This window comes from Glaciimonas sp. PCH181 (genome assembly GCF_003056055.1).
GTDB lineage: Bacteria > Pseudomonadota > Gammaproteobacteria > Burkholderiales > Burkholderiaceae_D > Glaciimonas.
This window is the reverse complement of the sequence record NZ_PYFP01000001.1, coordinates 378,617-402,083: the sequence shown is the minus strand read 5'-3', so window position 1 is coordinate 402,083 and position 23,467 is coordinate 378,617. Positions and strand designations below refer to the sequence as shown.

The 23,467-nt window shown below is 52.1% G+C and carries 18 protein-coding genes and 1 riboswitch; of the genes, 7 read left to right on the top strand and 11 right to left on the bottom strand.

Features of this window, described 5'->3' with window-relative positions:
- Positions 1-220: 220 nt before the first annotated feature.
- The 3 genes from C7W93_RS01710 to C7W93_RS01700 all read right to left on the bottom strand — a co-directional run bounded on the left by C7W93_RS01710 (position 221) and on the right by C7W93_RS01700 (position 4,837).
- Entirely contained in the window at positions 221-1,579 is a 1,359-nt protein-coding gene (locus tag C7W93_RS01710; RefSeq protein WP_108438463.1) for a sigma-54 dependent transcriptional regulator, read from the bottom strand.
- Entirely contained in the window at positions 1,579-3,384 is a 1,806-nt protein-coding gene (locus C7W93_RS01705) for an ATP-binding protein (protein WP_108438462.1), read from the bottom strand. The genes C7W93_RS01710 and C7W93_RS01705 overlap by 1 nt, the downstream gene beginning before the upstream one ends.
- Positions 3,385-3,541: 157 nt before the next feature.
- The gene (locus C7W93_RS01700) at positions 3,542-4,837 is read right to left on the bottom strand and encodes an MFS family transporter (protein ID WP_108438461.1); all 1,296 of its coding nucleotides are present in this window, start codon (positions 4,835-4,837) and stop codon (positions 3,542-3,544) included.
- Positions 4,838-5,387: 550 nt separating this feature from the next.
- On the opposite strand from C7W93_RS01700, the gene fusA reads away from it, so the two are divergent.
- The 7 genes from fusA (at position 5,388) to C7W93_RS01665 (ending at position 14,658) form a co-directional block, all read left to right on the top strand.
- Complete coding sequence (gene fusA, locus C7W93_RS01695) at positions 5,388-7,490, top strand: elongation factor G (protein ID WP_108438460.1); 2,103 nt, start codon at positions 5,388-5,390, stop codon at positions 7,488-7,490.
- A gap of 266 nt (positions 7,491-7,756) precedes the next feature.
- The gene (locus C7W93_RS01690) at positions 7,757-8,785 is read left to right on the top strand and encodes a LacI family DNA-binding transcriptional regulator (RefSeq protein WP_108440422.1); all 1,029 of its coding nucleotides are present in this window, start codon (positions 7,757-7,759) and stop codon (positions 8,783-8,785) included.
- A complete protein-coding gene (locus C7W93_RS01685; RefSeq protein WP_108438459.1) occupies positions 8,786-10,291 on the top strand; it encodes a sugar ABC transporter ATP-binding protein in 1,506 nt (501 codons plus the stop codon).
- Positions 10,272-11,282 (top strand): ABC transporter permease, encoded by a 1,011-nt coding sequence (locus C7W93_RS01680; protein ID WP_108438458.1) that lies wholly within the window; start codon positions 10,272-10,274, stop codon positions 11,280-11,282. Before C7W93_RS01685 ends, C7W93_RS01680 begins: the two co-directional genes overlap by 20 nt.
- A 109-nt stretch (positions 11,283-11,391) precedes the next feature.
- On the top strand, positions 11,392-12,345 hold the full coding sequence (locus tag C7W93_RS01675; RefSeq protein WP_108438457.1) for a substrate-binding domain-containing protein: 954 nt from the start codon (positions 11,392-11,394) through the stop codon (positions 12,343-12,345).
- A 68-nt stretch (positions 12,346-12,413) separates the two neighbouring features.
- The gene (locus C7W93_RS01670) at positions 12,414-13,463 is read left to right on the top strand and encodes a sugar phosphate isomerase/epimerase (protein ID WP_108438456.1); all 1,050 of its coding nucleotides are present in this window, start codon (positions 12,414-12,416) and stop codon (positions 13,461-13,463) included.
- Between the two features lie 43 nt (positions 13,464-13,506).
- Complete coding sequence (locus tag C7W93_RS01665) at positions 13,507-14,658, top strand: Gfo/Idh/MocA family protein (RefSeq protein ID WP_225869724.1); 1,152 nt, start codon at positions 13,507-13,509, stop codon at positions 14,656-14,658.
- 96 nt (positions 14,659-14,754) lie between these two features.
- On the opposite strand, the gene C7W93_RS01660 is transcribed toward C7W93_RS01665, so the two are convergent.
- The 8 genes from C7W93_RS01660 to C7W93_RS01625 all read right to left on the bottom strand — a co-directional run bounded on the left by C7W93_RS01660 (position 14,755) and on the right by C7W93_RS01625 (position 23,406).
- The gene (locus tag C7W93_RS01660) at positions 14,755-15,642 is read right to left on the bottom strand and encodes a cobalamin-binding protein (protein ID WP_108440421.1); all 888 of its coding nucleotides are present in this window, start codon (positions 15,640-15,642) and stop codon (positions 14,755-14,757) included.
- An 11-nt stretch (positions 15,643-15,653) separates the two neighbouring features.
- Complete coding sequence (locus tag C7W93_RS01655; RefSeq protein WP_225869723.1) at positions 15,654-16,472, bottom strand: ABC transporter ATP-binding protein; 819 nt, start codon at positions 16,470-16,472, stop codon at positions 15,654-15,656.
- 5 nt (positions 16,473-16,477) lie between these two features.
- Positions 16,478-17,536 (bottom strand): iron ABC transporter permease, encoded by a 1,059-nt coding sequence (locus C7W93_RS01650; protein ID WP_225869722.1) that lies wholly within the window; start codon positions 17,534-17,536, stop codon positions 16,478-16,480.
- 519 nt (positions 17,537-18,055) lie between these two features.
- Entirely contained in the window at positions 18,056-19,975 is a 1,920-nt protein-coding gene (locus C7W93_RS01645; RefSeq protein ID WP_108438453.1) for a TonB-dependent receptor domain-containing protein, read from the bottom strand.
- 118 nt (positions 19,976-20,093) lie between these two features.
- A riboswitch (cobalamin riboswitch) is annotated at positions 20,094-20,305 on the bottom strand.
- Between the two features lie 60 nt (positions 20,306-20,365).
- The gene (locus C7W93_RS01640) at positions 20,366-20,947 is read right to left on the bottom strand and encodes a histidine phosphatase family protein (RefSeq protein ID WP_108438452.1); all 582 of its coding nucleotides are present in this window, start codon (positions 20,945-20,947) and stop codon (positions 20,366-20,368) included.
- Positions 20,948-21,754, bottom strand: a complete 807-nt coding sequence (locus C7W93_RS01635) for an adenosylcobinamide-GDP ribazoletransferase (protein WP_108438451.1) — start codon at positions 21,752-21,754, stop codon at positions 20,948-20,950. It abuts the gene before it with no gap.
- A 5-nt stretch (positions 21,755-21,759) separates the two neighbouring features.
- On the bottom strand, positions 21,760-22,791 hold the full coding sequence (cobT, locus tag C7W93_RS01630; protein ID WP_108440419.1) for a nicotinate-nucleotide--dimethylbenzimidazole phosphoribosyltransferase: 1,032 nt from the start codon (positions 22,789-22,791) through the stop codon (positions 21,760-21,762).
- 276 nt (positions 22,792-23,067) lie between these two features.
- Positions 23,068-23,406 carry a P-II family nitrogen regulator gene (locus tag C7W93_RS01625; protein ID WP_108438450.1) on the bottom strand — a complete coding sequence of 113 codons (339 nt, stop codon included), beginning with the start codon at positions 23,404-23,406 and terminating at the stop codon, positions 23,068-23,070.
- Between the last annotated feature and the right edge of the window lie 61 nt (positions 23,407-23,467).

Here is a 23,467-nt window from a genome sequence, read left to right as displayed (position 1 = left end):
TGCTATGCCATACGCAAACTGCGTTAGCAAAGGTCTGAAAACTAGTGGTTTTTATGCTGAAGCGCATAGAAACTCACACGAATTCACAAGGATTTTCAGAAAATATAAGAAAATCTGGATGGAAATTCAGACGACAAAAAAACCGATTTCCGAAAAAAGTAACAAGGCCTTAAGCCCTCTTCCAACGCAACTTAAAACAAGTCATGTAACTCACAGCAACTCAATCAATCGCCCGCCCGGCAGCCAACTGATATTTCTTAAGTTTGTCATACAGGGTTTTTTTGGGTAAGCCGAGGCGCTCTGCCGTCAGCGCAACATTGCCCTCGTTGGCAGTCAGCGCTTCGGCAATCAACCTGCGTTCATAGGCGTCGATCTGCTGCGGCAAGGTGGCAGCATCAGCCGCGATTTCTGGCAGCCGATCATGGCTATCTGCCCAGCCTTCGGCCACGCCCAACACCAGGCGATCAGCAAAATTGCGTAACTCGCGCACGTTGCCCGGCCAGTCGCGTGCTTGCCATTGCGTCATATCGGCTGGCGACCATTCTGGAAGCGGCCGTTGATAGCGGACCGCAGCGCCTTGCGCAAAATAGGCTAGCAGCAATGGGATATCTTCGCGCCGCTCGGACAGACGTGGCAAGCCTATGCTGACGACGCCAATCCGGTAATACAAGTCTTCCCGAAACTTGCCAGCCGCGCTGAGTTCCAGCAAGTCGACCTTGGTGGCGGCGACGATGCGGCAATCGATCTCGATGCTGTCGTTACCGCCCAATCGTTCCAGACGGCGCTCTTGCAACACGCGCAATAACTTCACTTGCAACGCCAGCGGCATACTTTCGATTTCATCCAGAAATACCGTGCCGCCTTTGGCATATTCAAGTTTACCGATGCGACGTTTCTGCGCACTGGTAAAAGCACCCGCTTCATGCCCGAAAATTTCACTTTCGAACACCGATTCTGGCAGCGCACCGCAATTGATCGCGACGAAAGGCCCTTTGCGCCCGCTGGCGATATGCAACTGGCGTGCGACCACCTCTTTACCGGTGCCGGTCTGCCCATTGATCAGGATATCGACCGCAGTCGGGCCGACACTCCGAATCATGGTCCGCACCCGTTCGGTTGCCGCAGATTGTCCGATCATCGCGGGCATGTCCGGATGCGCTGACCATGCGGCCTTAAGACGGCGATTCTCCAGGACAAGGTGACGCTTTTCTTGTGCGCGGCGGGCAGTTTCCATCAATCTTTCCGAGGCGAACGGCTTTTCTATGAAATCGTAAGCGCCCTGACGCATGGCCTCTACCGCCATGCTGACGTCGCCATGACCGGTCACAACGATTACCGGCAGGTCTGGGTCCAGCGCGACGACTTGCGCCAATACTTCCAGCCCTGAACGGCCCGGCAAGCGCACGTCGGTCACGATTACGCCCGCAAAATCGGCACGCAACCACGGCTGCGCCTGTTCCGCGCTTTCACAAGCGTGCACCGTAAAATCTCCCAGCTCAAGCGTTTGCGCAGTCGCCTTGCGCACCGCGTCTTCATCTTCGATTAATACCGCTTCAAGCGTCAATACGCTGGTTTCCATCAAGACTCCATAATTTGCAATAACGGCAATCGCAGCAGAAATTCTGCGCCACCATCGCTATGATTATTTGCCGTCAATTGGCCGTCCATCGCCTGCACAATCGACGAAGAAATCGCCAGACCAAGGCCAAGCCCTTTACCAGATGGTTTAGTCGTAAAAAATGGCGCAAACAAATGCTGCGCTACCTGTTCAGGGATACCCGGTCCGAAGTCGCGGATACGGATAACGGCGGTATTTTCTTCGCGCTCTAATGACACGCAGATGGATTTTCGCTCTACCGTGGCGACCGCATCGATCGCATTGTGCAACAAATTAATCAGCACTTGTTCCACCCTTACCGTATCGCCGATCACCTGTAAGGACTCACGAATCTCGATATCAAGATGCACTGCATGCTGTTTAAATTCGTTTTGTAATAATGCTGCGGAGGCATTAATTGCCTGCGCCAAATCGACCACAGCGACGGTTTCGTGACTTTTTCTGGCGAAACCTTTGAGTTGCCCGATGATAGTTCCCATACGGGCGCTGGCAGCACTGATATGCGCCAGATTTTCACCTGCTTGCGTCGCCTGGCCGCGTGCCAAAAAAGTCACGGCATTATCGGCAAAAGCGCGGATCGCCGCCAACGGCTGATTCAATTCATGGGTAACGCCAGCCGCCATCTGGCCCAACATCGCCAGCTTACCGGCCTGCACCAATTCGTTTTGTGTGGAGCGCAGCAAATGCTCGGTTTCCTTTAATTTCACATATTTAATTTCAAGATTCTGATTGGCTAATTGCAGCTCTTGCGTGCGTTGTACGATTTTTTGTTCTAGTTCTACCGCTGCACGTTGCAATGCATTGCGCGACTCCAGCCGCTCCTGCAAACGGCGGCGGCGCTGGTACATCGCCCACAATGTTGCGCATGCCGTTCCCATCAATAACGACACCGCCAAAGTCCACAATGACGCCACCCGCTGGACCCGTGCCTGCGACGGAAACAACATCAGTTGCCATCCCAGACGGCCAATCGGTCGCGTCAAATGCGCACCGAATCCAGCCTGCGTCGCCTTCGGCAGCGCGGCAACCGGCGTGATAGTTTGGTTAGCGTATTGCAGTGTCCCCGACATATCGTTCTGCACCGCGTTATCCAACGGTTGCAAGCTGTGATATTTCCAGGCGGGACGATTGCTTAAAAACACCACTCCGCTTTGATCGGTAAGTGTGATGGGGCTTTCGCTACTGCGCCAGGTATCTTCAAATTCTGCCAAATCGATCTTGACCGTCATGATACCGATAGGCGCAACCGATCCGTGCACCGCGCCGGAAGGATAGACAGGCTGAGCAATGAAATAGCCAGGCTGGTTAGTCGCATTGCCAATGCCATAGAAACGTCCGGCACGGCCTTTGATTGCTTCCAAAAAATAGGGGCGAAAGCGGAAATCCTTGCCGACAAAACTGAATGGCTGATCCCAATTACTGGATGCCAGCGTCATGCCGTTGCGATCCTGCATATAGATCGCGACTACTTTCGATTGGCGCTGAATTGCCTGCAAAGTCAGATTCAGACGCTGTATGACGACCGGGTCATCTGGATGGGTTAATGCTTGTTCGACATCGGCCTGATAGCCCAGCGCGAACGGCAGGGTTTCGAATTTTTCTAATACTGATTCAAGATCGAGTGCGATGATCTGTAGCTGCGCTTCGCCCGCTTCCCGGCTGTCATTAGTCGCTTTGATCGCGGCAAGTACATACGTTGCAAAGACCACCGCAATGATAAAACCGATGCCCGACACCAGCAAAACCGTGGATTTTTTAAAGCTCATCTGATCGCCAACATAGTTGCCAATGGGTGCATAAATCGCGCGCTAGCCGAATACGTAGATTCAACGTCATTGAAATGTGGCGCCGAATTGCGCCACGGAAGTCATATTAACGCTAGCGCGCTTCACCGTCAGCAGCGCAGATCAGAAAATTTGCGCCTTAAGCTTCGTTTTTGAGATAACCCTCTTTACCTGGATCACGCATCCGGAATGTGACCACTAATCCAATTGCACACATTGCGGTGACATACCAATAAAAAGTAGACTCCATACCGATCGATTTCAACGATAACGCCGCAAATTCAGCCGAACCGCCAAACACCGCGTTGCCCACCGCGTAAGACAATCCCACGCCTAAAGCGCGCACTTCCGGCGGAAACATTTCCGCTTTGATCAAACCGCTAATCGAGGTATAGAAACTGATAATCGCCAAAGCCAGCACCACTAAACCAAAGGCTGCATAGGGATTCGATACATCTTTCAGTGCGTGCATGATGGGCACGGTACACAGTGTTGCCAGCACACCGAACCACAACATCGAAGTACGACGACCAATTTTGTCGGATAACGCGCCGAACAGCGGTTGCATCAACATATAAACCAGCAACGCGACCGTCATCACACTGCTGGCGGTCTTGGCATTCATACCTGCCGTATTTACCAGATACTTTTGCATGTACGTGGTAAAAGTATAAAAAATCAACGAGCCGCCTGCGGTAAAACCGACTACCGTCATGAACGCGCCCTTGTGCTTCATTAGTCCGGCTAGCGTACCTGCATCTTTGCTCTTTCGGGTTTCTGCAGTGGAAGTCTCGCTCAAGGATTTACGCAGATATAACGCAACGACTGCCCCGACTGCGCCCAGCATAAACGGCACGCGCCAACCCCAATCTCGCAATTGCTCAGTGCTCAGCAATTGTTGCAATATGACCAACACCAACACGGCCAGTAATTGCCCGCCGATTAACGTCACATATTGAAATGAAGCATAAAAGCCACGCCGGCCTTTCAGCGCCACTTCGCTCATGTACGTCGCGCTGGTGCCATATTCGCCACCCACCGACAGCCCCTGAAACAGGCGTGCGATCAATAGAAATACCGGTGCAGCCGCGCCGATGGTGGCATAAGTCGGTAAAAAAGCGATCATCAATGAACCGCCGCACATCATCAGCACCGAAATCATCATCGACGCCTTACGACCATGCTTGTCGGCGATGCGTCCAAACAGCCAGCCGCCGATCGGGCGCATCAAAAAACCAGCCGCAAATACACCGGCGGTATTTAACAATTGAGTGGTTGGGTTACCGCTAGGGAAAAATGCCGGGGCAAAATAAATCGCGCAAAACGAGTAAACATAAAAATCGAACCACTCGACCAGATTGCCGGACGAAGCGCCGACGATAGCGAAAATACGCTTCCGGTTATCGGCTGCCGTAGTTGGGGGAAGCTTGGACATGTCTGTCTCCTGTTGATTGAATTGTGTGGCGGGTATTGCAGACTTCGTGCCAACTAACGCAACAATGCCAAGTCACTGATTTATAAAGATTTATTTCAGCCGAGATAAAATAATGCCCCATTTTTGTGCGGAAATTCAGAATCAAACGTGACCGCATTCCGAGAACCCGCGGAAAAACCCACACATAGAAAGCCGGTATTAAGAGCCAACTGCACGCCCAGATATTCCGCGATGCGGAAAAATTTGTAATGCCTATTGTTTTACAAGAAGAACGCCGCATATCCCACTCCAGATCACCCGTCGGTGGAAAAAATGATAATCTCCCTTCATTCATCTCTCCGACTTTGTGTTCGCTTTCAAGGAACTGGTATGCGTACCTATGACAAGTTGATTGCTGTAATTCGTGTTGGTCAAAGGAGCCGTAGCTTGCGCCCCTCCTTTGGCCCGAATTCGCACGACGGTGTAATGACACCGTCCGGCAAGTCAACTTTTTCATAACGTACCAAGACGCCCGGACAATCTGGGCTATACCACCTTAAAAGGCACTATCATGACCCGCAAGACCCCTATCGAACGCTATCGCAATATTGGCATCAGCGCGCACATCGACGCTGGCAAAACCACGACTACCGAACGCATTTTGTTCTACACCGGCGTCAAGCATAAAATTGGCGAAGTCCACGATGGCGCAGCCACGATGGACTGGATGGAGCAGGAACAAGAGCGCGGCATCACCATCACGTCGGCGGCTACGACTGCCTTCTGGAAAGGTATGGGCGGAAATTTCGCCGAGCATCGGATTAACATTATCGACACCCCCGGTCACGTCGATTTCACCATTGAAGTTGAGCGTTCCATGCGCGTGCTAGATGGCGTCGTCATGGTGTATGACGCCGTCGGTGGCGTGCAACCGCAATCCGAAACAGTCTGGCGTCAAGCAAATAAATACGCCGTTCCGCGTGTGGCCTTCATCAACAAAATGGATCGGGTCGGCGCAGATTTTTTCCGCGTATATCAACAGATCAAAGATCGACTCAAAGGCAACCCTGTTCCGATTCAGATTCCTGTCGGCGCAGAGGATCAGTTTTTGGGCGTGATCGACCTCGTCAAGATGAAAGCCATCATTTGGGATGACGAAAGTCAAGGCGTAGTTTTTGACTATCGAGAAATCCCTGCCGACTTGCTTGCTTTGGCGCAAGAATGGCACGACAAAATGGTCGAGCAAGCTGCCGAGGCAACCGACGAACTGATGGAAAAATATCTCAGCGGCGCACAACTTAGCGAGGCCGAAATCATCCACGGCCTGCGTGTACGCGCCGTTGCCAACCAGATCGTCCCGATGCTGTGCGGCAGCGCGTTCAAAAACAAGGGCGTGCAGGCGCTGCTGGATGCAGTCGTCCAATATATGCCGTCGCCGCTAGACGTCCCGGCGATCCTAGGGCACGACGAAAACGATCAGGAAATTGAACGCCATCCCGCTGACAATGAGCCATTTTCTGCGCTTGCTTTCAAGATCATGACCGATCCTTTTGTTGGTCAATTGACTTTTTTCCGGGTCTATTCCGGCGTGGTCAATTCTGGCGATGCGGTCTATATTCCGGTCAAAGGCAAAAAGGAAAGACTCGGCCGTATTTTGCAAATGCACGCCAACGAACGCAAAGAAATCAAAGAAGTGTATGCGGGCGATATCGCGGCCGCAGTGGGGCTAAAAGACGTAACAACCGGCGACACATTGTCGGACCCGGAACACGTGATTATCCTTGAGCGCATGATTTTTCCTGAGCCGGTAATTTCACAGGCGGTGGAACCAAAAACCAAGCCCGATCAAGAAAAGATGGGGATGGCGTTAAATCGTCTGGCGCAAGAAGATCCATCATTCAGAGTACATACCGATGAAGAATCTGGCCAGACGATCATCTCCGGCATGGGCGAATTGCATCTGGAAATTCTGGTAGATCGGATGCGTCGCGAATTTGGCGTTGAAGCCACCGTCGGTAAGCCGCAAGTCGCCTATCGCGAAACGATTCACAAAGCCGTGGAAGACGTCGAAGGAAAATTCGTCAAACAATCCGGTGGACGTGGGCAATACGGGCACGTGGTCCTGAAACTGGAACCACTTGCCCCAGGAAAAGGCTATGAATTTGTAGACGCCATCAAAGGCGGCGTAGTACCGCGTGAATACATTCCAGCAGTCGACAAAGGCATACAGGAAACCCTCAAAAGCGGCGTGCTGGCGGGATATCCGGTGGTCGATGTCAAGGCAACGCTGACCTTTGGTTCTTATCACGATGTCGATTCCAATGAAAACGCGTTCCGCATGGCTGGATCAATTGCGTTCAAAGAAGGCATGCGGCGCGCCAATCCGGTATTGCTAGAACCGATGATGTTGGTCGAGGTAGAAACGCCGGAAGATTTCATGGGCAACGTCATGGGCGACCTGTCATCACGCCGCGGCATGGTGCAGGGAACTGACGACATCGCTGGCGGCGGCGGCAAAACTATCCGCGCAGAAGTCCCTCTGGCAGAGATGTTTGGCTACTCCACCACGCTACGTTCGCTTACCCAGGGGCGAGCAACGTACACGATGGAATTCAAACATTATGCGGCGGTGCCGAAGCATATTTTGGATCAGATACGCGTGACCAAAGGCTAATACCACGTCTGACAAAACAGGCTCATTTGTATCTAAATGTCTTTTAAAGGTTATTTTTAGCGGCTATCGGTTGTTAAAAATAACTTCCCCTACTCCTCTGCCAATGACCAAATTGGCTTCCGATTTCGGTGGATTATCACGTTGCTGGCAATCCACCGAAATCAATTATTCTGAACAACAAGTATTGCATTGCAACATCAACTCTTCTTGCTTAACTGATTTCTTTGGATAAAAATGTAATCGGTTACATTTTTTATTCATTTGACATGCATCCTATTGAACCCTCCTTTTCCACCCCTGATTCGCCAGTCTCGATTGCAGCTGTCGCAGAGCATGCAGGGGTTTCTGTCGCCACAGTTTCACGGGTTATGAATGCCCAGGACGGTGTGCGGCCAAAGACGCGGGACAAGGTTTTGGCCTCTGTCGAAACGCTTGGTTATCGGATGAATTATCTGGCACGTAACTTACGCACCGCCGAAAGCCGATTACTGCTGACGATGGTGCCAGATATTGGCAATCCGTTCTATGCAGAGATCATGCGCGGCATCAATTCAGTGGCGCTTCAACATGGCTATTTCGTGCTGCTGTGCGACACCGGCGCGGATGCAAAACAAGAGCGTTCCTACTTCGACTTGCTCCGCACCCGTCGTGCGGATGGCGCGATTTGCCTTGATCCGGATACGATTCAACACGCATCGGCGAGCGATGCCACGGGCTTGCCGTGGGTCGCCTGCTGTGAGTTCGATCCCACAGTTGCCGTACCTTACGTCAGCATCGATAACCAACGGGCTGCGGGCGACGCGATCCGGCATTTGCTGGAACGGGGACATCGGCGTATCGGTTTAATCAACTCGGATGAACGCTATCTGTATGCACGGCAACGGCAAGCTGGTTACCTCGACGCCATGACCGCTGCGGGGCTGACGCCGCGTCCCGAATGGTGCAAAACCGTGCAATGTCTGGATTACGCCGCAGGGGCGGCTGCCACGCTGGAGATGATGGCCCAACCTGATGCGCCGACGGCGATTTTTGCAGTCTCCGATACGCTTGCCATAGGTGTGCTGAGCGGCCTGCGCCAACTTGGCAAGCGTGTACCAGAAGATGTCGCGGTAATCGGCTTCGATGATATCGCCGTCGCGGCACAAATTAATCCGGGCTTAACGACGATTGCCCAGCCAATGCGCGCATTGGGCGAAACCGCGGCAAACCTTCTATTGCAACGTCTGCATGCGCCCACGGTGCCGGTTCCCGGCATTTTGCTGAATCATCAACTGGTTATTCGAGGGAGTACTTAATTGCCTAACCGTCATTCACATACCGTTAGCTTCAAAAACATCTGCAAAGATTTTGGCCCGGTGCGCGTGTTGCATGACGTCAATTTTGATTTAACGCCGGGACGCGTCTATGGCCTGCTAGGAGAAAACGGCGCAGGCAAATCGACGCTGATGAAAATTCTGGCTGGGTACGAGAACGTTAGCGATGGCCAGTTGGTCATTGACGGTGAACCGCGACGCTTCACCAGCTCCCGCGACGCCGAAGCTTTGGGGATTGTGTTAATCCATCAAGAATTCAATCTCGCCGAACATTTGACGGTGGCACAAAATATTTTTCTCGGCCATGAAAAGCACAAAGGCTGGTTGCTCGACGATGCTGCGATGCGGACCGAGGCTACGGGTTATCTGCAACAGGTCGGTCTGGATATCAGCCCCGATACCAAAGTACGGCATTTGATCGTGGCCGAAAAACAGTTGGTCGAAATCGCCAAAGCGCTGGCACGCAAAGCACGACTTCTAATTATGGACGAGCCGACCGCCACCCTGACCTCCTCCGAAACACAGCGATTATTTGCCGTAATGGATCAGCTCAACGCCGACGGCGTCACCATTTTATACATTTCGCACAAACTCGATGAGGTCGAACGCGTGACCGATGAAGTCATCATTATGCGCGATGGTCGCTTTATCACCCGTGAGCCTACAGCCGGATTAACGCGACAACAAATGGCGAATTTGATGGTTGGCCGCGATCTGTCGGACATGTTTCCTGAGAAATCTGGCCACGCCGCCGATGCGCCGATTTTGCTGAAAGTTGATGGCTTAAGCGTACCGGGTTGGTCGAAAGATTTAACGTTTGAAGTACGCGCTGGAGAAATATTAGGCTTTGCCGGGCTGGTCGGTGCAGGTCGTACCGAATCCTTCGAAGCGTTAATTGGCCTGCGTCCGCGCAGCGCCGGAAAAATAACATTGAATGGCAAGCCAGTCGACCTGCGCAATCCACGTCAGGCAATGCAACAGGGCATCACCTATTTAAGCGAAGACCGCAAAGGTAAAGGCTTGCACGTCAATCTTGGCCTGCGCGAAAACCTGACCATGATGACGGTAGAACGCTACGCAGATCCATGGCTAAACGTTAATGCAGAAAAAAAGGCGATGAGCGACGCGATCACGGCATTCAACATCCGTACCGGCGATAAAGGCGGCAATATCAAAGCCAGCATGCTGTCCGGCGGTAACCAGCAAAAACTGGCGTTAGCCAAAATTTTGCACCCCGATCCCAACGTCATCATTCTGGATGAGCCAACCCGTGGGGTCGACGTCGGTGCCAAACGCGACATCTATTTTTTGATTAAAAAATTGGCTATGGAAGGGCGTGCAGTCATCGTCATTTCGTCCGAATTGATCGAGCTTATCGGCCTTTGCCATCGCGTTGCCGTGATGCGCGCAGGCACCCTACAAACCACGCTCGACAGCGAGCATTTGACTGAAGAGGAGTTGATTGCACATGCAACCGGCACACACTAACGCACGTACCAGCTCCGCAGCTGCAATCTTCGGCCGCATCAAAAATATGGGCCCATTGCTCGGATTGATCGCGTTGTGCATCGTCGGCACGCTGCTCAATCCCGACTTTGCCACAGTCGACAATATGATGAACGTGCTCACCCGCACCGCCTTTATCGGCATCATCGCGGTCGGCATGACGTTCGTGATTATTTCAGGCGGGATTGATTTGTCGGTGGGATCAATGGCAGCACTGATTGCTGGCAGCATGATTTATCTCATGAATACGCTGATGCATGGTTTTGGTGGCGTTCACTTTAGTCCGATGACGATCGTAGTGCTGGGGATAGTGATGGCGCTGGTACTCGGAGCCGCGTTTGGCTTGATTCACGGATTGCTGATTACCAAAGGAAAGATCGAGCCTTTTATTGTCACGCTAGGCACGCTGGGGATATTCCGCGCATTTCTGACGTATCTGGCCGATGGCGGTGCGCTGACGTTAGACAATCAATTGTCCGACCTCTACAGCCCGGTGTATTACACCAGCGTGTTGGGTGTGCCGATTCCCATCTGGATATTTTTATTAGTCGCGATTGGCGGCGCGGTGATTCTTAATCGCACGACGTTTGGACGTCACGTGCAAGCGATTGGATCGAACGAACAAGTATCGCGTTACGCGGCGATTCGGGTCGATCTCGTCAAAATTTCGACGTATATTTTTCTGGGAATGTGCGTTGGTGTGGCGACGATTTTGTACGTTCCCCGGCTTGGCTCTGCATCGCCTACTACCGGTTTGCTATGGGAGCTGGAGGCCATCGCTGCGGTCGTGGTCGGCGGCACTGCGCTAAAAGGTGGCGAGGGGCGGATTGTTGGGACAGTGATTGGCGCCATCCTGCTTTCGGTCATCAGCAACATTCTTAATCTGACTAGCATTATTAGCGTTTATCTGAACGCTGCCGTGCAAGGCATCGTGATTATCGCAGTCGCTTTTTTGCAGCGGAATCGGCGATAACGTTGGATAGATCAAAGCATCAATTGCAACACGCATTACGGCATCAATCAGTACAGGATTTTTACAAAGGGATTGTCGCTCACGACACCCATAACTTGGAGGAAACACCATGAAACGTATCACCCGTTTAGCAGGTGCAGGACTGTTGGCTTTAACTGCTGTGTCGGCATTTGCGGCAGAAAAAATTGTAGTGGGCGTTGCAATCCCAACCGCAACCCATAGTTTTACCGCAGGTATCGTCTGGTGGGCGAATGAGGCGAAAGCAGAGTTGGAAAAAGCCCATCCCGGTTTAAAAATCATCGTCAAAACCGCTGCTACCGCGCCGGAACAAGCTAATCAATTACAGGATATGTTGACGGTTAACAAGATCAATACATTGGTGATTTTTCCGATTGAATCTGCTTCGCTGACCCAGCCTGTGGCACAAGTTAAGAATAAGGGTGTGTACGTCACTGTGGTGGACCGTGGGCTGACAACGACGGATGCGCAGGATGCTTATGTTGCTGGTGATAATGCGGCTTTCGGTAAGTTACCGGCTGAATATCTGGCTAAGCGTCTGAATGGAAAAGGGAATATTTTGGTGCTCCGCGGGATGCCGACTACGCTGGACAATACGCGTTTTGATGCGTTTAGTGCGGTGATGAAGGGCCATCCTGAGATTAAGATTTTGGATGCGAAATACGGTAATTGGAATCGGGATGACGCATTTAAAGTGATGCAGGATTATTTGACGCGCTTTAAACAGATTGATGCTGTTTGGGCGGCGGATGATGATATGGCGATTGGGGTACAGAAAGCGATTGAGCAAACTAAGCGGACTGATATTAAGGAAGTGTTTGGCGGCGCGGGTGCTAAAGGTGCGGTTAAGAAAATTATGGACGGATCTGATACACAGATTTTGGCGGATGTTTCCTATTCACCGAAGTTTATGTATGACGCTATTAAGATAACGACTGAAGCGCGATTGAAGGGGGAGAAATTGCCTGCTAATACTATTATTCCTTCGGTGTTGATTACTAAGGAAAATGCTAAGCAGTTTTATTTTCCTAATTCGCCGTTTTAAACTGAGTTTGGTGGAGTGCCAGGCGATGGCACTCCGTCCAAACAACCCCAATTAACAAGGAATAAACCATGAAAACCATCAAGGGCCCAGCCATCTTCCTAGCCCAATTCATGGGCGACAATCCCCCATTCGATACATTGGAAAACCTAGCCAAATGGGCAGCTGACCTCGGCTACAAAGGCCTCCAATTACCAACCAATCCCCGTTTATTAGACCTAACATTAGCAGCCCAAAGCCAAACCTACTGCGATGAAATAACCGGCGTATTAAGCCAGCACGGCCTGCAAATCACTGAACTATCAACTCATCTACAAGGACAGCTAGTAGCAGTCCACCCAGCCTATAACGACCTATTCGACAACTTCGCTGCCCCTCACGTGCGCGGCAATCCAGCCGCCCGAACAGCCTGGGCCATCGAACAACTAAAACTCGCCGCAAAAGCATCCCAAAAACTAGGCCTTAAAGCCCACGTCACATTCTCAGGCGCACTAGCGTGGCCCTATTTATACCCGTGGCCACAACGCCCGCCCGGCCTCGTAGAAACCGCATTCACCGAACTAGCCAACCGCTGGCTCCCCATCCTCGACGCCTTCGACGAAGCAGGAGTCGACCTCTGCTACGAACTCCACCCCGGCGAAGATCTTCACGATGGCACAAGTTTCGACCGCTTTCTAGAAGCCGTAAACCAACACCCACGCGCCAGCATCCTATACGACCCCAGCCACTTCATGCTGCAACAACTCGACTACCTGGCCTTCATCGACATCTATCACGACCGCATCAAAGCATTCCACGTCAAAGACGCAGAATTTAGGCCCAACGGCAAACAAGGTGTTTACGGTGGATTTTCAAACTGGCAAGACCGTGCCGGACGCTTCCGCTCACTCGGCGATGGACAAATCGATTTCAAGGCAATTTTCTCAAAAATGGCGCAATATGATTTCCCCGGCTGGGCTGTGCTGGAATGGGAATGCTGCCTGAAACATCCCGAAGACGGCGCAGCAGAAGGCGCAGCATTCATCAAACAACACATCATCCGCGTCGCAGACCGTGCTTTTGATGATTTTGCAAGCGGCACAGTGGACCAAGACCAAATCAACAAACTACTCGGCCTCTGAAGTTGAACAAATTTTATAGACACAAGAAACAAAGGAAACAACAATGCAACGGCGATTAAGACTAGGCATGGTAGGCGGCGGACAAAATGGCTACATCGGCGCAATACATCGCATAGCAGCGCGGCTGGACGATCATTATGAATTGGTGGCCGGAGCCTTATCCAGCGACCCCGCCCGCGCCGCCAGCAGCGCACAAGAAATCCGCATCGACCCCAGCCGCAGCTACAGCGACTATCAAGAAATGGCGCGTCAAGAAGCCGCGCGCCCCGACGGCATTGATGTCGTTGCCATTGTCACACCGAACTATCTGCACGCCCCTGTCGCTACAGCATTTTTAGAAGCCGGTATTCATGTCATTTGCGACAAACCGCTAGCCATTTCGCTAGCAGAAGGTCAGGCGCTAGCAGCCTTAGCCCAACAAAAAAACCGCGTCTTCGCCCTCACCCATACTTACACCGGCTACCCGATGGTGCGCCACGCCAAGGCATTGGTTGAAGCTGGTGAGCTAGGCGAACTACGCTTGATCCAAGTCGAATACTCACAGGACTGGCTAGCCGCCTCCATCGGTCGAACCGATACCGGGGCGGCCGATAACTGGCACAACGACCCATTACGCTCAGGCCCGGGCGGTACGCTAGCCGATGTCGGCACGCACGCCTATCAACTAGCCCAATTCATCAGCGGCCAGACGCCCACCCAATTGCTAGCCGAATTATCAACTTTCGTCCCCGGCCGCCCAATCGATGATCATGTCCAAGTCATGCTGCGCTACGCCAACGGCGCACGCGGCACGTTATGGGCCAGTCAGGTCGCCACCGGCAGTGAAAACGCCTTGCGTGTGCGACTCTACGGCAGCAAAGCGCAGATCGCCTTCAATCAGGAAAATCCGAACGAATTGTGGCTAACACCACAAGGCGGCAATGCCCAACGCCTGACGCCGGGCCGCGTCGCCAGCGCCGCAGCAGCGCACGCCACACGCGTGCCCGCCGGTCATCCCGAAGGTTACTTTGAAGCTTTCGCGCAACTGTATGCGGATGCCGCCTTGCAGATTACGGCGATCAACGCCGGTCAACCGGTCCCCGAGGCGACACGCTGGCTGACAAATGTGAATGATGGCGTCGCCGGCATGGCGTTTATTGAAGCAGTTATTCGCAGCCATAAAAATGACGGCCAATGGACCGATGTGGCGCAATAAGATTGCATTATTAAAAAAATAGGGGCCATGCGTAAAATCCGCACTGCCCCTATTTTTTGCTACGCCCAAATGTCTGCGCTTCTCTCTTGATGCCAATTAAGGCTGCGCTCGCCGCGTTCTTGCCAAGTCTAATTTCTCACATAAAATCGCTGCGCCATCGATAATGCGAGGACCAGCACGATTCATCAAATCGGCGTCAATACCAAACAAATTACCGCGCCGTACTGCCAACAAACCGGCGTAACTGCGCCAATATTCCAAATCGCTTTTATCGTCTTTACGCTGCCCGCTTACCAGCACTTCCGGATTTTCTGCTAACACTGCTTCAATATTCACAACCGGTGCGGTCACTGGCAAATGCGCGAAAATGTTTTCACCGCCGCAGATATTAATCGCATCGCTGACAATCTGGCTGCCGTTGAGCGTATATAAAGGGCGGCTCCAGACCTGATAAAAAACCTTTACGCGTGGACGTTGCTGATATTTAGCCGCTAACGCATCCACTTTTTGGGTTAACGCTGCCGCTGCTTTTTCCGCTTCTGCGGTGGTTCCGAGTAATTGACCGAGGCGAACAATGCCATCCGGGATATCTCGCAACTTATGCGGATCGCTGTAAAACCACGGAATGCCCAATTTGCGTAATTGCTCCAACTGACGTTCGGCGCTGTTATGGCGCCAAATCACCAGCAGGTCTGGTTTCATCGCAATCAACCGCTCAATATCCAGCATGCTGTTATCGCCAATTCTGGGGATATTTTTTGCCGCCGCCGGGTAATCGCTGTACTTCACCGTCCCGACGATGCGGTCCCCACCGCCTGCGGCAAATACCAACTCGGTAGTATGCGGTGCCATCGTAATTACGCGCTGCGCGGGTTGCGACAATGTGACGATATTGCCCGCATCGTCACGCACGCTGATCGCCGCTTCTGCTGCCGATATCGACAAACTTGCCAGCAATATTATGAGAAAAGATGAGCGCTTCAAAAAATGTCGTTTCAAGGTGTTGGTCTTTCAGTAGGCATATAAATAGTCCGATGTCCATGCTGAATTATTTCTATCGGATGCCCCAGACAGCGGCTGAGGATCGGTGCGGTCATCACTTCCGCCACGGGACCAGCTTGCCATTGCCCGTCACCCATCAGCAACAGTGCATGGGTCGCGACGCTATGCGCCAGATTCAAATCGTGGCTTACCATGACAACCGCTTTAGACGAACTATCATTTGTGCCGCAAAGATCGGCCAGCAAACGCATCACACTGACTTGATGGGCCAGATCGAGGGCGTTCGCCGGTTCATCCAATAGCAATAACGGCGTGTCTTGCGCCAATATGGCGGCAATCGCCACGCGCTGACGCTCGCCGCCGGACAAGGTACGAATATCGCGCTCTGCCAACGTCCCCACATCTAACGCATGTAACGCATCCAGCGCCGCCTGCTGATCGGCATCAGACTCCCAATAACGGGAATCGTGATACGGATGACGCGCGGCCAACACGGTTTCAATCACACGATAACCAAACGCATCACGACTGCCCTGCGGCAGAAATGCACGAGCACGCGCCAAGGTCTGCAAAGGCCATGCCGATAAAGGCCGATCATCCAACTCAATCACGCCGCCGTCCGGCCGACGCAAACCAGCGAGAGAGCGAAGAAATGTACTTTTCCCGGCTCCGTTACGTCCAATGACGCACCAAAGCTGACCAGGGCAAACTTCCCAATTCAGTCCTGCAACCAAGGTGCGGCCACCGATACTGAGATCAAGATTCCGCGTTCGCATAAGGCGGGGAATAGAGGAGGAAATAAGGGTGGACATCGGTGTCATCGTCTACGAATATGGTGCAGTTGCAACAGAAAAGCCGGTACGCCAATCAACGCTGTAATCACGCCGACAGGCAATTGCTGCGGTGCCAAAATAGTCCGCGCCAGTGTATCCGCCAACACCAAAAAAGTCCCTCCGGCAATCGCAGCGGCAGGCAACAACAAGCGATGATCCGGCCCCAACGCAAACCGGCAGGCATGCGGCACGATCAATCCAACAAATCCAATCGAACCAGCGCTACTGACCGTAGACGCCGTCAACAACGCCGCACAAAAAAACAAGCCCTTACGCAGCGATCCCACATGAATTCCCAACGTAGACGCCGCCTCAGCATGCAGCACCATCACATTAATATGCCGCGCCTTACGCACCGAAAAAACCAGCGCACCGCTCAATATTATCCAAGGCAACCAGCGCAACTGCACACCAGACAAATCCCCAATCAACCAAAACACCATACTCCGCAATCGATTATCCGGCGCAATAGACAACATCAATGTCACCAAAGCCCCACACCCTGAAGCCACAATCACCCCGGTCAGCAACAACAACGGCGCATTCCCATCAGAAATCCCACCCCGCAAATCCCGATAAGCCAATCCAAACAACAACAACGCCACCGCAATCGCCCCTGCAAAAGCAGCAACATCCACCATCCACGTAGCACTAAAAAAAAGCATCGCCGACAACGCCCCAACAGAAGCACCACCAGAAACGCCCAACACATAAGGATCAGCCAAAGGATTACGCAACAAAGCCTGCATCATCACCCCCGCCAACGCCAACATCGCCCCCGCCACAAAGCCAGCCAACGCCCGCTCCAACCGCAACTCCAACAAAGTACCCGCCATCGTCTTAGGCACAACCTTCACCAACCCACGCAACACCTCACCCAACGCCCCAAAAAGATCAGAACCAGACAAAGCCACAGACCCGACAGCACAAGCAAAAACAATACTCAACACCGCCAACACCCCCAACCCGCCCAATACCCCAACAGCACGCCGCCCATCCGCCGAAGCACGCATCTGCACAGAACCAACCGGGGAATTTTTCATCAACGAAAATCAATCACTAAAAAGAATAATTATTAAAACTGCAGAACACATTACAGCTGCCACAGAAGTTGTTCTTGAAGTAAAGGCGCAGCCACAGTTGAAGAGGTTCTTGAACTCAGGCGCAGCCACCCTTGACGTTGCGGTTGTTTTTGAACTGGCAGCTGCGGTCGCTGTTGAAGCTGCTGTTGAAGTTGACCTACCCCGTCATGGGGCGCTGCCGATTTTTTAGCTGTCACTCGGAAATAGGCGGAAAACATGTTTGAGCGCAGCGAGTTGGTTTCTCGACCCAAGGGATGGCTAAAAAATGTGGGGACCCGAAGGGCGGCGTCTTTGCGGTCGCCTTCTTTTTGGTTGCGTTTTCTGCGGGGGCGCCTGGCTGAAGCAAGAAAAAGTGACTAGCTGTCGGGTTACCCCCCGACAATCTAACCACGAAGCACAAACCCTCCAAACCACCGCCCCACCCCAACCATTCCAGATAAACTCCAGCGATATTGCGATCAACAGCAATATCGCCAAAAATCACTGAAACCCGTACCTAACCCCAACAAACAAACTAGACCCAGCAGTAGCATAATTCCGCGCCAACTCATAATCCTTATTCAGCACATTATTCCACCGCCCAAACAACGCCCAACTAGCCGCAAAATCATAACTCGCATACAGATTAAGCAAACTATACCCACCCAAAATAACCGTATTAGTCGTATTGTCATAGCGCTTACCAGACACCACAACCTCAGCGCCCGCTTTCACCGCCCCAAACCCATAATCCAATCCAACAGTCCCATGCTGCCGCGCACGTCGCGTCAACATCTTCCCCGTAGTATCGTCCTGCGGATTCTGCAGATCCACCGACCCACGCAACGCCCAATTCCCAAACTTAGTACTGCCACCCAAAGAAACCCCTTCAAGCGTCGCCTTATCAACGTTATACGCACAACCATACTGATGCGTACTCACCTCAACCGGACAAACCGGCGCAAAAACAATCAGGTCAGTAATTTTATTACGATAATACGTCGCATTTAACGTCGAAGTGCCATCATCATAAACCGTCCCAATTTCCGCATTTTTACCTTTTTCCGGCTTATTCGATGCAACGCCATAGCCAGGGTAATACAGCTCATTAAACGTCGGTGCACGGAAACTAGTCCCATAACTGGCATTCACACGCCAATCCTTATTCAACTTATAGCCATAACCAAGACTACCGGTAACGTGATTACCAAACGCTGAATTGTTGTCGTTACGCAGACTAAAAGTCGCTAAATGCGCACCACGCTTAAGTTGATACGAAGCAGCAATCGAATTAGTTGTCCTGTCCCCCGACACACCACTCGCATTAACCTCTTCCTCCCGACGCTCAGCCAATAACTGCAGCACATCAGGCCCAAGCGACAAATCATTCTGCCAGCTCAAATTATTCTGCGTAGTCGTAATCAACGTCGTACCGGCAGGCAAATTACTAGAAATATTGACGCCTTTATCCTTGGTTTGCGATAGCTGAATAGTGCTATTCCACCACGGCAAAAACTGGTTCTTAGAATAAGCGGCCAGATTATCCAAATTTTGCACCGTGCGCGTATCGTAGCCCGGACCATTGTCATACTGCGCATTCAAACGGCTCTGCAAAAAGGTAAAACCAATCTCATGTCCCTTTGCCAGTTCCAGCCCAAACTGCCCGCTAGTGCTGTCCTTTGTATAGCCATCTTTATCAGGGTTATAGCCAAATGCACCCGGTTTAGTCGCCGAAAACCCATCCGAACTTTCATGCGCAGCACCGATGGCATAGCTAAACCGATGATCACCATCAGTCGCGCCAGAAACATTCGCATCCATCGTGCGCGTGCCGTAACTGCCATAACCACCAGAAGCTGAAATACGCGGTGCGCCGCTACCCTTCTTGGTAAAAATCTGAATCACGCCGCCAATCGCATCCGCACCATACAAACTGCTCAGCGGACCATAGACGATTTCGATGTGATCAATTTGCGATAAAGGAATACTGGACCAGGTAGCACCGCCCGTAGTCGACGAACCGACGCGCACGCCATCGATCAGCACAATATTCTGATTATTTGCCGAGCCGCGCATGAAAACAGAGGCCGACGTGCCCGGACCGCCATTGCTGGTGATCTCAATGCCGCGTTGTTTTTGTAATAGCTGCACCAAAGAAGTCTGGCCCGATTGCGCAATCTCTTCAGCCGAAATAACCACGTTATCGCTGAGTACGTCGCTAGCTTTTTGTGCGGTACGGGTCGCCGTTACCAACACTGGATCGAGCGCTTTATCCTGCGTCGATTGCGCAAAACTGGGCGCTGCAAAAGCAGAGATAAAGCAAGTAGAGATCGCCAGAGTAGAAAGGCGCAGCGGTGTGTTCGCCTTGGAAATAGCAGCAGCACGGGTACGCGGATGCGTCCGTCGAATAGTTGAGGTCATGATAATTTTAATGTGAACAGCTACCAGCCTGCCTCCCCGCGGGCTGGATTCAAAAGAAATACTGGTTTATAGAAGGGCGCATAACATCGCGATGTTCGATCACGCCATTTCAGTGCGCAGTATTTCCACCTGCTCTGGCCGGTATCCGGGCTTACAAGTCCAACTGCTTTACCTTCCCATGCAACAGCACAGTGGTGTCAGAAGCAGCTTGCCACGATACACAGACCGTGACGCTTGATTACCGTTGCGGGGGCAGCACACGTTTAGCGTGTTTCCCGTTTAACTGCGCACACAGACGTGTTCGCGAGCACCAAAAGCACCGGCATTTTAGTATTCATCGGTCTGAACAGCAATCAGCGACTGCATTTGTAGACCTGGTTACAACACTTCTCAACAAGAGAATGAAATTACGCCGCCATAAGCAATCGCGTGGGGCTTGCTGGCCGCCAGACGTGCAACGTCCGCCAGAACTAACGTATCGGCAGCGCAACCCTGACAGGCTAATAAGAGCCGAATAGTCCCTGCGTGACAAATCACGATGATGTTGTCGTCATGATGATTGCCGAAATCACCACGCAACACATCCAGATAAAACGCACTGACGCGGGCGGCCATCTGCATGACACTTTCACCGCCGCCGGGTTGATAATCGATAGGCGCATTGGCCCAGGCATCAATTTCTGTGCGGGGAATAGCGTCCCACGGCTGCATTTCCCATACACCGAAATCCAATTCAGCCAGGCGCTGATCAATGACCGGCGATGCCCAGCCACACTCCTCTGCCAGGCTATGCGCAAAAACGGCGCAGCGTTGGAGAGGACTGGAAAATAGCAGTGTTGGCGTCGGTAACGTCTGTATTAATTGCTGTAAGACACGGGTATTTTCTTGTGCGGATACCGTCAGATCGGTATTGCCATAGCAGGTATCGGCGGCAACGTCCGGCTTGGGATGACGGATCAAATGCAGTTGCATTTAATGCGCCACGACAGCTAACAGGCCGAGATAAAAAGTTACCTCTGCCATCTGCTGCACAGCGCCCAGACAATCGCCGGTGTAGCCGCCAATGCGCTTGACAAAGAAGCGCGCCAACCACAATGTTGTCAGAGTGCTGAGTAGCAATCCGGCCGCAATGCCGGTCCACGATACCCAACCGGATAAACCGCTTGCCAGCAACGGCAATGCCGCAACGCCAGCCGAAATAGCAAACTCGCCACCAGACATTTTCTCTGCCAGCGGTTTGGCTTTGCCTTCCGCTTTGACATAGGACAACCGCCAAATCAACGCGCTGGCCATCAGGCGCGATACAGGATGGGCAATCAACAAAGCGGCAATCACAGACCAGAATGACAGTTGGCTAAGTACCGTATACTTCAAACCCAACATCAGCGCTATGCCAATGACACCATAAGCACCAACCCGCGAATCTTTCATGATGTCAAGAATGCGTGCGGCGGTATAGCCACCGCCAAAACCATCGCAAACGTCGGCGAAGCCATCCTCATGAAACGCGCCGGTCAGATAAATACCGCCAATAATGGATAACAGGATTGCCACTGCTGGCGGCCAAAAATAGGCCGCCACGCTCGTTATTGCCGCCGTCGCGATGCCGACAACAATCCCGACTGCTGAAAAATAACGTGAAGATTGCTGCAACCATGCCGGATCAAAGCCAACCCAGTCGGGAATAGGTAGCCGCGTAAAAAATTGCAGCGCGATAAAAAATAACCGTAGCTGATGGACGCTTGCATCGATCCAACTGCGTGAAGGCGTGCTGGACATTCTGCTTAGTTACTTTGACTAACAGCGGCAGAATCAAAAGTCGCCATTTCAGCCATAAAATGTACTGCCGCCTGCACCAACGGTAACGCCAGCGCACCGCCCGTGCCCTCGCCCAGACGCAAGCCCAATTGCAGCAATGGACGGGCGTTCAGGTGAGCCAGCATTTGTCGATGTCCACGCTCATCCGAGCAATGCGCAAAAATGCAGTAATCAAGTATTTCCGGACGTAATTGCGCAGCGATCAATAACGCGCTGGTAACAATGAAGCCATCAATCAGCAATACCGAGCGGCGCTCCGCAGCGCCCAGCATGGCACCGACCATCATGGCGATTTCAAAGCCGCCAAACGTAGCCAGTATTTCCAATGGTTCAACTACGCCAGCATGAACATCCACAGCACGCTGAATCACACTTTGCTTATGCGCGATACCGGCGGCATCCAGCGCCGTTCCTGCACCAACGCATTCTGCTAGCGGCAAACCCGTGATTTTATGCATGATGGCGGCCGCAGCTGTAGTGTTGCCAATCCCCATCTCGCCGAAACCGACGATATTGCCGGGCAGCGCTTTCGCCAAGGCTATCCCGTGCGCAATCGCGGTGACGCATTGCTCAGCCGTCATGGCGGCCTGATGAATGAAATTCTGTGTTCCTAATGCGATTTTTCTGTCCCATAACTGAGGCCGATCGCCAAAATCATGGATGACACCGGCATCGACGATATGTAAAGCGCAGTTGTTTTGCCGTGCAAATACGTTAATAGCAGCGCCATCGGCGAGGAAATTCTCAACCATTTGCCATGTCACGCTTTGAGGATATGCAGAAATATTCTCGGCAACGATGCCATGATCGGCGGCGAATACAATGATTGCCGGATCGACTAATGTTGGATGCGTATTTTTTTGAATCAACCCAATTTGATGCGCGATTGTTTCCAGCAAACCTAAACTGCCTAAAGGCTTGGTTTTGTTGTTAATGCGTGTAGTGAGGATGTTGCTGAGATCGCTATCCTGTGTGGAAACGATGTGGGGGATCTGCATGGCGGCGATGTCCGATGAATTTAAGCAGGGAGATAAAGGCAAAATAAAGTGGCGACGATGATGCCACAGTTGCGCGCACATCATGCAAAAAAAGGCAGCAGATGCACTGCTGCCAATACTGTTCTAGTTACTCATTATGCGATGTTCGCCAAACCTACGCCTGACTGGTTTAACTGTTCATGCAAGCTACATCAGCCTGACACGGCGACGCCTCTTGTCGAGATTCGACTAGCAGCGGGACGAAACATCAATCTATCAAGCTATCCCGAACTATCCTTAAACCGCTTCCGGGCCAGTTTCGCCAGTACGGATACGGATGACCTGCTCAACATCGCGCACAAAAATTTTGCCATCGCCGATTTTGCCGGTGCGTGCCGCTTTGATGATGGCGTCAACTGCTTGCTCTGCAAGTGCATCATCGATCACCAGTTCGACTTTTACTTTTGGCAGAAAATCGACGACATACTCAGCGCCACGGTACAACTCCGTATGACCTTTTTGGCGACCGAAGCCTTTGACTTCGGTGACGGTTAAGCCATTGACACCTACTTCAGCCAGTGCTTCGCGGACCTCGTCCAGTTTGAACGGTTTGATAATGGCAGTAATTTGCTTCATGACAACTCCTTTATGCAATTAACAAAAATCTTTTGGTGGAAGGCGATTCGCGCTGAACATT